A 15,545-nucleotide genomic window follows, 5' to 3' on the forward strand; every position below is an offset into this window, starting at 1 on the left:
TGTGGCGAGCGATGCCTCGACGAGGAGGTTTTTTCGTGTTATCCAGTTCCGGCTTAACGCGCGCGTTAAGGCTGGCATCGGCCACGGTCGGCCTGGGCGTCGTCGTCGCCATGGTCCCGGCCTCGGCGCACGCCACTCCCACCCCGTCACCTTCGAAGTGGACGGCCACCCCCATCACCGGCGCGCAGCTCGCCGAGGGGGCCAAGTCCGAGACGGGCAAGCTCGCCAAGAGCGACCAGTCGCTGCTGAAATCCACCTCGGCCGCGCCGATCACGGTCATGGTCAAGCTCGACTACGACTCGCTCGCCGCCTACCGCGGCGGCCTTCCCGGCCTGCCGGGCACCAGCCCCGCCGTCACCGGCAAGTCCCTGGACGTCAAGAGCGCCGACGCCAAGAACTACGGCAAGCACATCGAGGACGTGGAGAACGCCTTCCTCGGCGAGCTGGCCAAGAAGGTGCCGGGAGCCGTCGTCGGCCAGCGCGTCAGGACCGTCTACGGCGGCATCGCGCTCAAGATCCCCGCCGACAAGGCGGCCGACGTGCTCAAGCTGCCCGGCGCGGTGGCCATCCAGGAGGACAAGCCGCAGCAGCTGCTCACCGACTCCAGCCCCAGCTTCATCGGCGCCGACACCATCTACAACCAGCTCGGCGGAAGCAGCTCCTCGGGCAAGGGCGTGATCGTCGGTGACCTGGACTCCGGCGCCTGGCCCGAGCACCCCTCCTTCGCCGCCAACCCCTCGCTGCCCGCGCCGGCGCCCACCAAGGACGGCACACCGCGCGTCTGCAACTTCGGCGACAACCCGCTGACCCCGGCCAACGACCCGTTCGAGTGCAACAACAAGCTGATCGGCGGACGGCCGTTCCTGGACACCTACAACGCGGTCATCGGCGGCGAGGTCTACCCGGACAGCGGCCGCGACTCCAACGGGCACGGCACGCACACCGCCACCACCGCGGCCGGCGGTCCGGTGGCCGACGCGAACCCGCTGGGCATCAGCCGCGGCCCCATCCACGGCATCGCCCCGGCCGCCGAGGTCTCGGTCTACAAGGTCTGCGGCGCGCAGGGCTGCTTCCCCTCCGACTCGGCGCAGGCCGTCGGGCGGGCCATCCTGGACGGCGTCCGCGTCATCAACTTCTCCATCTCCGGCGGCAGCGACCCGTACAGCGACCCGGTCGAGCTGGCCTTCCTCGACGCCTACGCCGCGGGCGTGCTGGTGTCCGCGTCGGCCGGCAACTCCGGCCCCGGCCCGAACACCACCGACCACCGCAGCCCGTGGGTGACCACGGTGGCCGCCTCCACGCAGTCCAGGACCTTCCAGTCGACCATCACGCTGCACGGTTCCGGCGGTGCCACGGCCACGGTCAAGGGTGCGTCGATCACCGCGGGGATCAGCTCTCCCGCGCCGGTGGTGCTCGCCTCGGCTCCGCCGTACAGCAACGCGCTGTGTGACGCTCCGGTTCCTCCTGGGGTCTTCTCCGGCAAGATCGTCGTCTGCCAGCGCGGGCCCAACCGAACGCTGAAGAGCTTCAACGTCAGGCAGGGCGGCGCCGTGGGGATGATCCTCTACAACAGCTTCCCGTTCGACGTGTTCACCGACGCCCACTGGGTTCCCTCGGTGCACATCGACAAGCCGGAGGCCGACACCCTGCTCGGCTTCCTGTCGGCGAATCCCGGCGCGACCGCGTCGTTCACCCAGGGGACCAAGGCCACCTGGCAGGGCGACGTGATGACGTACTTCTCCTCGCGCGGCCCCGGCGGCGACTTCCTCAAGCCGGACGTGACCGCACCCGGCCTGCACATCCTGGCCGGCCAGACTCCCACGCCCGAGTCCCCGGCCGAGGGCCCGCCCGGCAACCTCTACCAGGTGATCGCCGGCACCTCGATGTCGGCGCCGCACGTGACGGGTTCGGCGGCTCTGGTGTTCGCGCTGCACCCGGACTGGACTCCCGGCCAGGTCAAGTCGGCCCTGGAGACCACCGCCACGACCGCGGTGACCAAGCCGGACCGGACCACGCCGTCGGACCCGTTCGACCGCGGCGGCGGCCGGATCGACCTGACCAAGGCCGGTGACCCGGGACTGACCCTGGACGAGACGGCGGCCAACTTCGCCGCCTCGGCCGCCGACCCGCTCAACAGGATCGACCTCAACCTGCCGTCGGTGAACGCGCCGATCATGCCGGGCGTCATCACCGCCAAGCGCACGGTCACGAACGTGACGAACAAGACGCTCACGTTCTCCGCGACCGGCAAGACCGTCAGCGGCGCCAACATCACGGTGCTGCCGCCGGCGTTCAGCCTCAAGCCCGGCAAGAGCGCCAAGCTGACCGTGGTCATCACCGCGCCGGACCTGCCCAACGGGCAGTACTTCGGCCAGGTGGACCTCAAGCAGATCGGCGGCTCCAGGGCGCTCCACCTGCCGGTGGCCTTCTTCCGCCAGCAGGGCGCGGTGCCGGTGGACCAGACCTGCGCCCCCGCCACGATCCCGCGGAACACGGGCGAGTCGACCTGTACGGTCACCGTGCGCAACGACACCTTCAAGGACACCGAGGTGACCGCGCTCAGCACGCTCGACTCGCGGCTGCGGCTCAACAGCGTGACCGGAGCGACCCAGGTCGGCAGCCAGATCGCCACCGCCAAGGCGACGCTGACGGCCCGGAAGCCGGACAAGCCGGTCGTCTCCCCCGGCGCCGGCCCCGCGGGCTACCTGCCGCTGGACCTGTTCGGGATCACCCCGCAACCGATCGGTGACGAGCAGGCGCTGAACTTCACGGTGCCCGCCTACACCTTCGCCGGGAAGTCTTACACCCGGCTCGGCGTGGTGTCCGACGGCTACACCGTCGCCGGCGGCACCAACGGCGCGGACGACATCGCCGCCGTCCCGCAGACGCTGCCCGACCCGGCCAAGCCCAACGCGGTGCTCGCGCCGTACTGGACCGACCTGGACGGCACCGCCGCCCCCGGCGTCTACATCGCGAACCTGACCGACGGCGTCAGCAGCTGGATCGTCGTCGAGTGGCGGTTGAACATCTTCGGCACCACCTCGCAGAAGGTGTTCCAGCAGTGGATCGGGATCAACGGAACGGAGGACATCAGCTACGCCTACGACCCGGCCAACCTGCCCGGCGACCCGCCCGCGGGCTTCGGCCTGACCGTCGGCGCGGAGAACGACGAGGGCACCGGCGGCAGCCAGATCACCGGCCCGCCCACGCAGGACCTGGTCGTCAAGAGCACGCCGGGCGCCCCCGGCGGCACCCTGACCTACACGATGAAGGTCAAGGGCGTCAGCACCGGGGTCGGCAGCGTGACCACGGCCACCTCGACCGATCAGGTCAAGGGGATCACCGTGGACGTCGACAAGATCACCGTCCAGTGAGTCGCTGACTGAGCCGCGGGCGGCCCGTCCGCCCGCGGCTCAGCCGTGTCCGGGGACAGGTGCGGGGAAGTCGGCGCGGGCCGCGCTCATGCATTCCAGCAGCGCCCGCTGCTCGGCGTGGAAGGTCTGCTCGTCGACGATGCGGCGGGCGGCCCGCTCGTGCAGCAGGCCCAGCTCGGTGGCCGCCAGCTGGTAGTCCTTCATCGCCTGCAGACTGCGCTTGCCGCCGCGGGTGCCGGCCCACTGGCGGGCCCGGCGCCGCCGCGACAGCGCCGACAGCATGTAGACGTCGTCCTGGGTGACCAGCCTGGTCGGCTCGTAGGACGGCAGGTAGCGCTGCAGGAGCCCGACGATGCGGCGCCGGTCGCGGAACACCACGGCGATCAGCACCAGCAGCACGACCAGCAGGATCAGGTAGGCCACGACCAGGCCGGGGAAGCCGCCGTAGGAGGCCAGGCCGTTCCACAGGCCGTGCAGCGTCATCGCGCCGATCCAGCCGACGAGGATGATGAAGACCCGCTCGGGGCCGCTGCGCTGCGCTGCGTAGGCCACCGCGACGCCGATCATCGAGGTGAACAGCGGGTGCGCGAACGGCGACAGGATGCCGCGCAGCACCACGGTCACCGCGAGCCCGGCCGCCCCGGCCTCGGAGTTGAGCGCCTGAAGGTAGTAGCTGACGTTCTCGCTCATCGCGAAGCCGAGCCCGACCATGCTGGCGTAGATGATGCCGTCGGTCGGCCCGTCGAGCTCGGCCCGGCGGAACTTCAGGATCCCGAGCAGCACCAGGCCCTTCATGGTCTCCTCGACCGGCGGAGCGCCGAACGTGGCGGCGATGTTGCGGGCACCGGCCTGGGAGATCTTGGCGGTGTCGATGATGTAGTGCAGGTTCAGCGAGTTGATGATGCCCGCGGCCAGCACGGCGATGCCCATGCCCCAGGCGAAGGCGAAGATCAGGTTGCTGCGCGGCTCGGGCTCCAGCCGGTCGAGCGCCAGCACGGCGGCCAGGAGCACCGGCACCGGCGCGATCGCGAGCACCAGCGCGATGACGAACTGCACGGGCGCGCCGTTGATGACGTCAAAGGAAAGCGAGACGATCGCGCAGATGCCCGTCAGGACCAGGCCGATGATCAACGCGAACGACGGGCGGTCCTTGAACACCCAGCGTGGATCACGGGACGCCATAGAGTGACTGTAACTGATCAGGCCATCAGGCGAGGAGCGGGTCGATCGCAACCGCGAGGAAAAGCAGCGCCAGATAGGCGTTCGACCAGTGGAAGAAGCGCATCGGCCGCAGCTCGACGCCGGTCTTGCCGGAGTTGAGGCGGCTCAGCAGGCGGTGCACCTCCCACAGGCACATCGCGCCCAGGACCGCCGCCACGATCGGGTAGAACAGCGTGGTGTGCGCCACCGGCCACAGCAGCAGCGAGCAGATCACGGTCGCCCAGGTGTAGACGATCGACTCGGTGATCACGCGCCGCTCGGTGGCGACCACGGGCAGCATGGGCACCTCGGCGGCCGCGTAGTCCTCCTTGTAGCGCATGGCCAGCGTCCAGGTGTGCGGCGGCGTCCAGAAGAACACCACACCGAACAGCACCAGCGGCGCCCAGTCGAGCCGCTCGGTGATGCCCGCCCAGCCGATCATCACCGGCATGCAGCCGGCGATGCCGCCCCAGACGATGTTCTGCGCGGTGCGCCGCTTGAGGATCATGGAGTAGACCAGGACATAGAACAGGATCGCGGCCGTCGACAGCACCGCGGCGAGCCAGTTCGTGGTCAGCCAGAGTCCAATTGTGGACAAAATTCCCAACACGATGCCGAAGACGAGCGCCCCGCGCGGCGAGACCTGGTGGCGCGCCAGCGGGCGACGCCTGGTGCGGCGCATCTTGACGTCGATGTCACGGTCGACGTAGCAGTTGAGCGCGTTGGCGCTGCCCGCCGACAGCGTGCCGAACACCATGACCGACACGGACGTCCACAGCGGCGGCAAGCCGTGCGCTGCCAGGAACATCACGGGCAGGGTCGTGATCAGCAGCAGCTCGATGATCCGCGGCTTGGTCAGCGCGATGTAGGCCTTGACGAGCATGGCGAAGCTGCGCGGCGCCTCTGGCGCGCTGGCCGGGGCCGTCGTCTGCCTATTGGTGAGCACCGTCAAGGCGCTTCCAGCACAAGCGGAGTCAACGCGTAACCTCTGAAATAGAGCGGATCCATGGTGGGACAACCAAACTGTAGTGGCAGGGAGAGCCGGTCCAGCCAAAGGGGGGGTCTTGACCGCTCTGTGACACGCACTGCGTGGAGTGGGGGAATCGATCAACGACCCGACTCGGTTAGGGTCCGATGTGGGCGGGAAATGCCGACCGGCGACCACCGATGACAACTAGATTCCGGAGATCGAGCAGTTGAGCACCGAACTCGTGCCAGCCCTTGAATGGACCGACCTCGACAAGAAGGCCGTCGACGTCGTTCGAGCCCTGGCGATGGATGCAGTGGAGAAGGCGGGCTCGGGACATCCCGGCACCGCCATGAGCCTGGCCCCCGCCGCATACCTGCTGTTCCAGCGTACGATGCGCCACGACCCGACGGACGCGACATGGCTGGGCCGCGACCGCTTCGTCCTGTCGTGCGGCCACTCAAGCCTGACGCTTTACATCCAGCTGTACCTGTCGGGCTACGGTCTGACGATTGAGGACCTGGAGCGGCTGCGTCAGTGGGACAGCCTCACCCCCGGCCACCCGGAGCACGGGCACACGGTCGGCGTGGAGACCACCACGGGGCCGCTGGGCCAGGGCCTGGGCAACGCGGTCGGCATGGCGATGGCCGCCCGCCGCGAGCGCGGACTGTTCGACCCCGACGCCGCGCCCGGCACCTCGCCCTTCGACCACCACATCTGGTGCTTCGTCAGCGACGGCGACATCGAGGAGGGCATCAGCCACGAGGCCAGCTCGCTCGCCGGCCACCAGAAGCTGGGCAACCTCATCGTCATGTACGACGACAACCACATCTCCATCGAGGACGACACGCTGATCGCCAAGTCCGAGGACGTGGTCAAGCGCTACGAGGCCTACGGCTGGCACACGCTCAGCGTCGACTGGACCGAGACCGGCGACTACGTCGAGAACGTCGAGGCGCTGCACCAGGCGCTCGAGGCGGCCAAGGCGGAGACCGACAGGCCCAGCTTCATCCGGCTGCGCACGATCATCGGCTGGCCGGCGCCCAACAAGCAGAACACCGGCAAGATCCACGGCTCCGCGCTGGGCGACGAGGAGGTGGCCGCCACCAAGCGCGTCCTCGGCCTGGACCCGGGCAAGACCTTCGACGTGCCCGCCGACGTGCTCGAGCACGCCCGCCAGGTGGCCGACCGCGGCCGCGAGACGCACGCCGAGTGGGAGAAGGCCTACGCCAACTGGCGTGTGGCCAACCCCGAGCGGGCCGCCGAGTACGACCGCATCTCCCGTCGCCTGCTGCCGAACGGCTGGGCCAAGGCGCTGCCCGAGTTCGACACGGGCGGCTCGATGGCCACCCGCAAGGCCTCGGGCGAGGTGCTCAACGCGCTGTCCAGGGTGCTGCCCGAGCTGTGGGGCGGCTCTGCCGACCTGGCCGAGTCGAACAACACCACGATGAAGGGCGAGCCGTCCTTCATCCCCGAGGAGTACCAGACCAAGGAGTTCCCGGGTAACCGCTACGGCCGCACGCTGCACTTCGGCATCCGCGAGCACGCCATGGGCGCGATTCTCAACGGCATCGCGCTGCACGGCGGCACCCGCCCCTACGGCGGCACGTTCCTGGTCTTCTCCGACTACATGCGGCCGTCCGTACGGCTGGCGGCGCTGATGAAGCTGCCCGTCACCTACGTGTGGACGCACGACTCCATCGGCCTGGGCGAGGACGGCCCGACCCACCAGCCGATCGAGCACCTGTGGGCGCTGCGCGCGATCCCCGGCCTGGACGTGGTGCGCCCGGCCGACGCCAACGAGACGGCCGCGGCGTGGAAGACGATCCTCGAGCACACCGACAGGCCCGCCGCCCTGGCCCTGACCCGGCAGAACCTGCCGGTCTACGAGGGCACCAGCGCCGAGGGCGTGTCCCGCGGCGGCTACATCCTGCGCGAGGCCTCCACCGGCCAGCCGCGTGTGATCCTCATCGCCACGGGCAGTGAGGTGGAGGTGGCCGTGGGCGGCCGCGACCTGCTGGAGGCGCAGGGCATCCCGACGCGGGTGGTGTCCATGCCGTGTGTCGAGTGGTTCCACGCGCAGGACCACGCCTACCGGAACGCGGTGCTGCCGCCGTCGGTCAGGGCGCGTGTATCGGTCGAGGCCGGCATCGCGCTGGGCTGGCGGGAGTTCGTCGGCGAGCACGGCGACTCGGTCAGCCTCGAGCACTTCGGTGCCTCGGCGCCGTACCGGACGCTGTACGAGCAGTTCGGCCTGACGGCGGACCGGGTGGCCGCGGCCGCCAGGTCCAGCCTTGCCAAGCTGGGCCACGACAAGGGCGAGACGACGGGAAACTGAGATGACTAGCGAGATCCTCAACAAGCTCTCGAGCCAGGGCGTATCCATCTGGCTCGACGACATCAGCCGCGACCGGCTGCGCACCGGCAACCTGGAGCAGCTGATCCGGGAGAAGAACGTGGTGGGGGTCACCTCCAACCCGACGATCTTCGCCGGCGCCCTGAGCAAGGGCGACGCCTACAACAGCCAGATGCACGACCTGGCCGTGCGCGGCGTGGACCTGGGCGAGGCCGTGCGCGCCATCACCACCTACGACATCCGGTGGGCCGCCGACGTGCTGCGCCCGGTGTTCGACGCCACGCAGGGCATGGACGGCCGGGTGTCCCTCGAGGTCGACCCGCGCCTGGCCCGCGAGACCGAGAAGACCGTGGCCGAGGCCCGCGCCCTGTGGTGGATGGTCGACAGGCCGAACCTGTTCATCAAGATCCCGGCCACGGTCGAGGGCCTGCCCGCCATCACGCAGGCGCTGGCCGAGGGCATCAGCGTGAACGTGACGCTGATCTTCTCGCTCGAGCGCTACCGCCAGGTCATGGACGCCTGGCTGGCCGGCCTCGAGGCCGCGCAGGCCAAGGGGCTGAACCTGGCCACGATCGAGTCGGTCGCCTCGTTCTTCGTCAGCCGCGTCGACACCGAGATCGACAAGCGGCTGGACAAGCTGGGCAACGCGGAGCTGAAGGGCAAGGCCGGCATCGCCAACGCGCGCCTGGCCTACGCCGCCTTCGAGGAGGTCATGAACTCCGAGCGCTGGCAGCGGCTGCGCGCCGCGGGCGCCCGGCCGCAGCGGCCGCTGTGGGCCTCGACCGGCGTCAAGAACCCGGACTACCCCGACACCATGTACGTCGACGAGCTCGTCGCCCCCGGCACGGTCAACACCATGCCCGAGAAGACGCTCGACGCCACCGCCGACCACGGCCGCGTCCAGGGTGACGCCATCCGCCCCTTCTACGAGCAGGCCTGGAACACCATGGCCGCGCTCAAGGAAGCCGGCGTCGACTACGACGACGTGGTGAAGGTGCTCGAGGACGAGGGCGTGGAGAAGTTCGAGGCCTCCTGGAACGAGCTCCTGGAAAGCGTCAAGAAGAACCTGGTCGTCTGAGCCCGTGACCGAGCAGCGCGAGGGAACCATCGAACACGGTCTCGCTTGCGGGATCACGACGAAGGAGTGACAGTGCAAGTCACCTACCGCGACGAAGGGGTGGCCTCCGCCGCCGCCCCCGTCGCGGCGCGGCTCGTCGACGGGGGCGTGCCCGAGCGGCTCGCCGCCGGCGACGCGTCGCTGTGGGGGGATGGCCCGGGTGACGGCACCGGGGCTGCCGATCGCCTCGGCTGGCTCACCCTGCCGCGGGGCTCCCGCGAGCTGCTGCCGGAGCTGGAGAAGCTGACCGAGCGGATCCGCGCCCAGGGCCTGACGCACGTGGTGCTGTCGGGCATGGGCGGCTCCTCCCTCGCGGCCGAGGTCATCTGCAACACCGCCGACGTCCCGCTGACCGTCCTGGACAGCTCCGACCCTGCCCAGGTACGGCGGGCGCTGACGGACCGGCCGGAGGCCACCACCCTCGTGGTGTCCAGCAAGAGCGGCACGACGGTGGAGACCCTGGCCCATCTGAGCGTCTACGAGGCGCTGTTCCGTGAGGCGGGCGTCGACCCCGCCGACCGGATCGTGATCGTCACCGACCCCGGCACTCCCCTGGAGCAGTACGCGATCGATTCGGGCTACCAGCTCGTGCTCGCCAGGCCGGACGTGGGCGGGCGCTATTCGGCGCTGTCGGCGTTCGGGCTGGTGCCGAGCGCGCTGGCGGGCGCCGACGTGGCACGCCTGCTGGACGAGGCCGAGGAGGTGCTGCCGCTGCTGGCCAAGCGCGACGGCAACCCCGGCTTCGACCTGGGCGTGGCGCTGGGCGCCACGGCGCTGGCCGGGCGCGACAAGCTGCTCCTGGAGGACCAGCTGTCGCAGATCAACGGCCTGCCCGACTGGATCGAGCAGCTGGTCGCCGAGTCCACCGGCAAGCAGGGCCGCGGCATCCTGCCGGTCGTGGGCGCCGAGTGGCACGGCGCCGACGACGAGCTGGTGGTGGCGATCGAGTCCGACGACGGCGACCTACGTGTGGACGGCCCGCTCGGCGCGCAGTTCCTGGTCTGGGAGTACGCCGTGGCGCTGGCCGGCCTCGTGCTGGACGTCGACCCGTTCGACCAGCCCGACGTGGCCGAGGCCAAGCGGAACACGGCGGCGCTGCTGGCCATGCCCGCGCTGCCGGTCGGCGAGCCCGTCCTGGTCGACGGCCCCGTCGAGGTCTACGGCGCCACCGGGGCCAAGGACCTGCCCGGCGTGCTGTCGGCGATGCTGAAGGCCATCCCTGACGACGGCTATATGTCCGTGATGGGCTATCTTGATCGGCTGGCGGCCTTCGACGCTCCCGTGCCGGAGAACGCCGACTTCGAGCAGATGACCGACGCGTGGCTGGCGGCCGACGCGGCCACGCTGCGGGCGCTGCTCGCCCTGCGTACCGAGCGGCCCGTCACGTTCGGCTGGGGTCCGCGCTACCTGCACTCCACCGGGCAGTTCCACAAGGGCGGACCACGCAACGGGGTGTTCATCCTGATCACCGGGGCGGTTTCGGAGGATGTGCCGGTGCCGGGGGAGAAATACTCATTGGGGACTCTTCAGCTCTCCCAGGCGCTCGGGGATCTGGGCGCTCTGCTGGAGCGCGGGCGGCCGGCCGTACGCCTGCACTTGACCGATCGCGCGGCAGGTGTCGCGCACCTGCTCGCAGCCGCACAGGAGGCCTGAGATGAATGACCCGGCAGCGCCCGCGGAGGAGGCGGCGACCGTCGCGACCGCCGTCGCGGGTCCCGCCACGACCCTCGACGTGGAGCTCAACCCGCTGCGCGACCCGCGCGACAAGCGGCTGCCCAGGGTGGCGGGCCCGTGTGTGATGGTGTTGTTCGGCGTGACCGGTGACCTGGCCAAGCGTAAGCTCCTGCCGGCGATCTACGACCTGGGCAACCGCGGGCTGCTGCCGCCGGGGTTCTCGCTGGTCGGCTTCGCCCGGCGGGATTGGAAGGACCAGGATTTCGCACAGCTGACGCATGACGCGGTGAAGGAGCACGCCAGGACGCCCTTCCGCGAGGAGGTCTGGAAGCAGCTGCGCGAGGGCATCCACTTCGTGCCCGGCGAGTTCACCGACGACGGCGCCTTCGACGCGCTGGCGATGGCGCTGAAGGAGATTGACGAGACCCGGGGCACCGGTGGCAACTACGCGTTCTACCTGTCGGTGCCGCCGAAGTTCTTCCCGACCGTGGTCAAGCAGCTGAAGCGGACCGGGCTGGCCGACGCGCCGCCCGGGTCGTGGCGGCGGGTGGTGATCGAGAAGCCGTTCGGGCACGACCTGAAGAGCGCGCACGAGCTGAACGAGATCACCAACGAGGCCTTCCCCGAGTCGTCGATCTTCCGGATCGACCACTACCTGGGCAAGGAGACCGTCCAGAACATCCTGGCGCTGCGCTTCGCCAACAACCTCTACGAGCCGATCTGGAACCGCGGCTACGTCGACCACGTGCAGATCACGATGGCCGAGGACATCGGTATCGGCGGCCGGGCGGGCTACTACGACGGCATCGGCGCGGCCCGCGACGTGATCCAGAACCACCTGCTGCAGTTGCTGGCGCTGGTGGCGATGGAGGACCCCACCTCCTTCGACGCCTCCGCGCTGCGCAGGGAGAAGGAGAAGGTACTCAAGGCCGTCCGGCTGCCCGAGGACCTGGCGCTGGAGACCGCCCGCGGCCAGTACGACGCGGGCTGGCAGGGCGGCGAGAAGGTCGTCGGCTACCTGCAGGAGGAGGGCATCCCGCCCACCTCGACCACCGAGACGTACGCGGCCATCAAGCTGGAGATCGCCAACCGGCGCTGGGCCGGCGTGCCGTTCTACCTGCGCACGGGCAAGCGGCTCGGGAGCCGCGTGACCGAGGTGGCGGTGGTGTTCCAGCGGGCGCCGCACCTGCCCTTCGCCAAGACCGACACCGAGATCCTCGGCCAGAACGCGCTGGTGATCAGGGTGCAGCCGGACGAGGGCATCACGGTGCGGTTCGGCTCGAAGGTGCCGGGCACCGCGATGGAGGTGCGGGACGTGTCCATGGACTTCGCCTACGGCGAGTCGTTCATGGAGTCCTCGCCGGAGGCCTACGAGCGGCTGCTGCTCGACGTGATGATCGGCGACCCGCCGCTGTTCCCGCATCAGCGCGAGGTCGAGCTGTCGTGGAAGATCCTCGACCCGATCGAGCAGTTCTGGGCCAAGCAGAACCAGCCCGAGGGTTACCCGGCCGGATCCTGGGGACCGCCGTCGGCCGACGCGATGATGGCCCGCGACGGGCGTGTCTGGAGGAGGCTCTGATGAGCACTTTTATGCTTACGGACACGACCGCGGGGAAGATCGCCGCGCAGCTGACGCACCTGCGGCACGCGATGGGCGCGCCGACCATGGGCATGGTGCTGACGCTGGTCGTGGTCTGCGACGAACGTGACCAGTACGACTCCACCCGCGCCGCCACCGAGGCCGCCCGCGAGCACCCCTCGCGCATCCTCGTGGTCGTCAACCGGGAGCCCGACGAGGCCAACCAGCTGGACGCCGAGATCCGCATCGGCGAGTCGACGCCGGGCGAGGTGGTGGTGCTGCGCCTGTACGGCGAGCTGACCGAGCACGCCGACTCGGTGGTCAGCCCGCTGCTGCTGCCCGACACCCCGGTGGTGGCGTGGTGGCCCGGCGACGCTCCCCCGGTCCCCGCCAAGGACCCGATCGGGATGCTGGCCCAGCGGCGCATCACCGACGCCCGCGCCGCGCACGACGGGATCAAGGAACTGGTGGCGCGCGCCAAGGGGTACACGCCCGGCGACACCGACCTGGCCTGGGCCCGGATCACGCCGTGGCGCAGCCTGATGGCCGCGGCCTTCGACCAGCCGGTGGGCAAGGTGAAGAAGGGCACGGTCGCGGGCCCGCCCGGGCACCCGAGCGCCCCGCTTCTGGCGGCCTGGCTCTCCGAGCGCCTCGGCGCGCCGGTCAAGGTGACGGAATCGGGCGGACCCGGGCTGACGTCGGTGCGGATGGGGCTGTCCGACGGGGACCTGGCGGTCTCGCGCCATGACGCCCGCCTGGCCACGCTCTCGCGCCCCGGCCAGCCGGACCGCAACGTCGCTCTGGCCCGCCGCCAGACCTCCGAGCTGCTGTCCGAGGAACTGCGCCGCCTGGACCCCGACGAGATCTACGAGTCCGCGGTCAAGCGCGTGGCCCGCACCTACAAGTCGTAGCCGGCTTCTTCCGGGGCGGTTCTCGTACGGCGAGGCCGCCCCGGCCGCGGTGCCCGGGTCACGCGACGTCGTGGCGGCGGGCAAGCGTCCTCGACTCGCCGGAAGCGCCGGGCGCGGGCCCTCAGCCGACGTGCGGAGGGCGGCCGGTGGCGGGGGCTCGCCGTAAAAGATCATTAAGAAATTCGTGATTTGGACCTCGGGGGTGGAAGAGTGGAGCACGTGAGCGTGCCTAGTGTGGTTGTGCATCGTGATGCCGACGTGCTGGCCAAGGCCGTCGCGGCGCGGATCATCACGCGGCTGGTGGACGTGCAGGCGGCCAGGGGCAGCGCGTCGCTCGTGCTGACCGGCGGGACGGTCGGCACCGCCACGCTGGCCGCGATCGCCGAGACGCCCGCGCGCGACGCCGTCGACTGGCAGCGGCTGGACATCTGGTGGGGCGACGAGCGTTTCGTGCCCACCGGCGATCCCGAGCGCAACGAGACCGGCGCGCGGGCGGCGCTGCTCGACCACGTGGACCTCGACCCCGAGCGGGTGCACGTGATGCTGGGCCCCGACTCGGGGCTGACGGCCGAGGAGTCGGCCGACGCGTACGCGGTCGAGCTGAACAAGGCGGCGCGGCCCGAGGACCACGGGCCGGTGCCGCGCTTCGACGTCATGCTGCTCGGCATGGGTCCCGACGCGCACGTGGCCTCGCTGTTCCCGGGGATGCCGGCGCTGTACGACACGCGCTCGGTGGTGGCCGTGCACGGCTCGCCCAAGCCGCCGCCCACCCGGATCTCGCTCACGCTGCCGTCCATCCAGGCCTCGCGCGAGGTGTGGGTGGTGGCCGCCGGTGAGGAGAAGTCGGGTGCGGTACGGCTGGCCCTGTCGGACTCGGGGCCGGTCCAGGTGCCCGCGGCCGGGGCCCGGGGGCGCAGCGGCACCCTGTTCCTGCTGGACAGGGCGGCCGCCAGTAAGATCCCGCCGGGCCTCGGCCGCATCGCCTCTCCCTGAGGCTCAGCCGGTGGGGTGGATGTACCAGGCCCCGTAGCTGCCGGCGCACTCGTAGTCGGACCATTCGCCGTTCTCGATGCCCGTGTTGCCGGCGCTCAGGCACTGCGACTCGTACTCGTACGGTCCCAGCGGCGTGCCGTACGCGGCGGCGGGGGCGATCGGCGCGGGCGGAGCGGCGGAGGCCGAGGCGGCCGTCGTTCCGGCCGCCAGGAAAGCGCCGATCATCAGGGCGCCCAGTGCGATGCGACTCATGTGAATTCCCTCCCGTTCGTGCTGTCACGATCGAGTGTTCTTTCACGCCGTCTCACCGGCATCTCACCCGCGTGTCAGGGCGTCGATCTCGGCCAGCAGTGCTTCCTTGCGGTCCTTGGGCAGGTAGGACGCGGTGACGCCGTTGCGCGCCAGCTGCGCGAGCTCGGACTTGCCAAGGCCGAAGACCTCGGCCGCCACCCGGTACTCCTGCGCCAGCGTGGTGCCGAACATGGGCGGGTCGTCGCTGTTGAGCGTGACGAACAGGCCTTCCTCCAGCAGGCGCGGCAACGGGTGGTCGGCGATGTGGGCCACCTGGCCGGTGCAGACGTTGGAGGTCGGGCAGACGTCCAGCGGGATCTGAGTCTCGCGCAGGTGCGCCACCAGCCGCGGGTCGGACAGGCAGTTGATGCCGTGGCCGATGCGCTCGGCGGCGTAGCCGTCGATGACCTCCCAGATCGTCTCGGGTCCTGACATCTCGCCGCCGTGCGGGAGGCTGTGCAGTCCTGCCGCGCGGGCGGCGGAGAACGCGTCGCGGTAGGCGTCCCGGTACTTGGGCCGCTCCTGCTCGATCCCGCCGATCCCGAAACCTACCAAGGCGGCGGGAGGTTCCTGCAGCGCGTGCTCGACGGTGATGCGGGCCGACTCCTCGCCGTACTCGCCGGGGATGTCGAAGATGTAGGCAACCTCGACCCCGTACTGCTCCTGCGCCTGCGCGGCGGCCAGGTCGAGCGCATCGGTGACGGCGCGCATCGGCAGACCGACCATGTGGTGGGCGTAGGGCGTGACCTGGATCTCGAAGTAGCGCCCGCCCTGGGCGGCCAGGTCGCGGGCCAGCCCGGTGACCAGCGTGGCCACGTCCTCCGGCTCGCGGACCAGGGAGTTGACGGCCCGGTAGACGCGGGCGAAGTGGGGGAAGTCGACGAAGGTGTAGAAGTCGCGCAACTCCTCCTCGGTGGTGGGAACGCCGTTTCCCGGGTGGCGGCGGGCGAGTTCCAGGACGGTCGGCAGCGAGGCCGAGCCGACCAGGTGCACGTGGAGTTCGACCTTGGGCAGGGCGTCGATGAAGGCGTCGATGGTCATGCCGCCGACTTTAGGTCGCCGGATCCCGGCGAACCTAGGCTT

General features: G+C 70.3%; 11 protein-coding genes. 7 read left to right on the forward strand and 4 right to left on the reverse strand.

Annotated elements, in window-relative coordinates; all coding sequences use genetic code 11:
• The first annotated feature begins 35 nt into the window (after positions 1-35).
• Complete coding sequence (locus tag ACIBHX_RS43105; protein WP_397073617.1) at positions 36-3,374, forward strand: S8 family serine peptidase; 3,339 nt, start codon at positions 36-38, stop codon at positions 3,372-3,374.
• A gap of 39 nt (positions 3,375-3,413) precedes the next feature.
• Here the strand turns inward: ACIBHX_RS43105 and ACIBHX_RS43110 are convergent, their stop codons facing one another.
• On the reverse strand, positions 3,414-4,556 hold the full coding sequence (locus ACIBHX_RS43110; RefSeq protein WP_397073619.1) for a PrsW family intramembrane metalloprotease: 1,143 nt from the start codon (positions 4,554-4,556) through the stop codon (positions 3,414-3,416).
• A 25-nt stretch (positions 4,557-4,581) separates the two neighbouring features.
• The gene (locus ACIBHX_RS43115; protein ID WP_397073621.1) at positions 4,582-5,526 is read right to left on the reverse strand and encodes a heme o synthase; all 945 of its coding nucleotides are present in this window, start codon (positions 5,524-5,526) and stop codon (positions 4,582-4,584) included.
• A 322-nt stretch (positions 5,527-5,848) separates the two neighbouring features.
• Here ACIBHX_RS43115 and tkt point away from each other — a divergent pair, with 322 nt between their 5' ends.
• From tkt to pgl, 6 genes are all read left to right on the forward strand, one after another.
• On the forward strand, positions 5,849-7,879 hold the full coding sequence (tkt, locus tag ACIBHX_RS43120) for a transketolase (RefSeq protein ID WP_397073741.1): 2,031 nt from the start codon (positions 5,849-5,851) through the stop codon (positions 7,877-7,879).
• A 1-nt stretch (position 7,880) separates the two neighbouring features.
• Positions 7,881-8,975, forward strand: coding sequence for a transaldolase (gene tal / locus ACIBHX_RS43125; protein ID WP_397073623.1), 1,095 nt, complete (start codon positions 7,881-7,883; stop codon positions 8,973-8,975).
• Positions 8,976-9,041: 66 nt separating this feature from the next.
• Positions 9,042-10,667 carry a glucose-6-phosphate isomerase gene (locus ACIBHX_RS43130; RefSeq protein WP_397073625.1) on the forward strand — a complete coding sequence of 542 codons (1,626 nt, stop codon included), beginning with the start codon at positions 9,042-9,044 and terminating at the stop codon, positions 10,665-10,667.
• A 1-nt stretch (position 10,668) separates the two neighbouring features.
• The gene (gene zwf, locus ACIBHX_RS43135) at positions 10,669-12,267 is read left to right on the forward strand and encodes a glucose-6-phosphate dehydrogenase (protein WP_397073627.1); all 1,599 of its coding nucleotides are present in this window, start codon (positions 10,669-10,671) and stop codon (positions 12,265-12,267) included.
• Positions 12,267-13,178, forward strand: coding sequence for a glucose-6-phosphate dehydrogenase assembly protein OpcA (locus tag ACIBHX_RS43140; RefSeq protein ID WP_397073628.1), 912 nt, complete (start codon positions 12,267-12,269; stop codon positions 13,176-13,178). Before zwf ends, ACIBHX_RS43140 begins: the two co-directional genes overlap by 1 nt.
• Before the next feature lie 219 nt (positions 13,179-13,397).
• Entirely contained in the window at positions 13,398-14,171 is a 774-nt protein-coding gene (gene pgl / locus ACIBHX_RS43145; protein WP_397073630.1) for a 6-phosphogluconolactonase, read from the forward strand.
• Positions 14,172-14,174: 3 nt separating this feature from the next.
• Here pgl and ACIBHX_RS43150 read toward each other — a convergent pair whose 3' ends face one another.
• A complete protein-coding gene (locus ACIBHX_RS43150; RefSeq protein WP_397073632.1) occupies positions 14,175-14,423 on the reverse strand; it encodes a hypothetical protein in 249 nt (82 codons plus the stop codon).
• A 63-nt stretch (positions 14,424-14,486) separates the two neighbouring features.
• Positions 14,487-15,503: an adenosine deaminase gene (gene add, locus ACIBHX_RS43155; RefSeq protein ID WP_397073634.1), complete on the reverse strand. Its 1,017-nt coding sequence runs from the start codon at positions 15,501-15,503 to the stop codon at positions 14,487-14,489.
• Between the last annotated feature and the right edge of the window lie 42 nt (positions 15,504-15,545).

The sequence above is a fragment of the Nonomuraea sp. NPDC050536 genome (genome assembly GCF_044457685.1).
In the GTDB taxonomy this organism is placed as follows: Bacteria; Actinomycetota; Actinomycetes; order Streptosporangiales; family Streptosporangiaceae; genus Nonomuraea.

Excerpts from the sequence above, each read along its gene's own strand:
- add (WP_397073634.1), bottom strand. The coding sequence starts at position 15,503 with ATGACCATCGACGCCTTCATCGACGCCCTGCCCAAGGTCGAACTCCAC.
- zwf (WP_397073627.1), top strand. The coding sequence starts at position 10,669 with ATGAATGACCCGGCAGCGCCCGCGGAGGAGGCGGCGACCGTCGCGACC.
- ACIBHX_RS43150 (WP_397073632.1), bottom strand. The coding sequence starts at position 14,423 with ATGAGTCGCATCGCACTGGGCGCCCTGATGATCGGCGCTTTCCTGGCG.
- tal (WP_397073623.1), top strand. The coding sequence starts at position 7,881 with ATGACTAGCGAGATCCTCAACAAGCTCTCGAGCCAGGGCGTATCCATC.
- tkt (WP_397073741.1), top strand. The coding sequence starts at position 5,849 with ATGGATGCAGTGGAGAAGGCGGGCTCGGGACATCCCGGCACCGCCATG.
- ACIBHX_RS43140 (WP_397073628.1), top strand. The coding sequence starts at position 12,267 with ATGAGCACTTTTATGCTTACGGACACGACCGCGGGGAAGATCGCCGCG.
- ACIBHX_RS43110 (WP_397073619.1), bottom strand. The coding sequence starts at position 4,556 with ATGGCGTCCCGTGATCCACGCTGGGTGTTCAAGGACCGCCCGTCGTTC.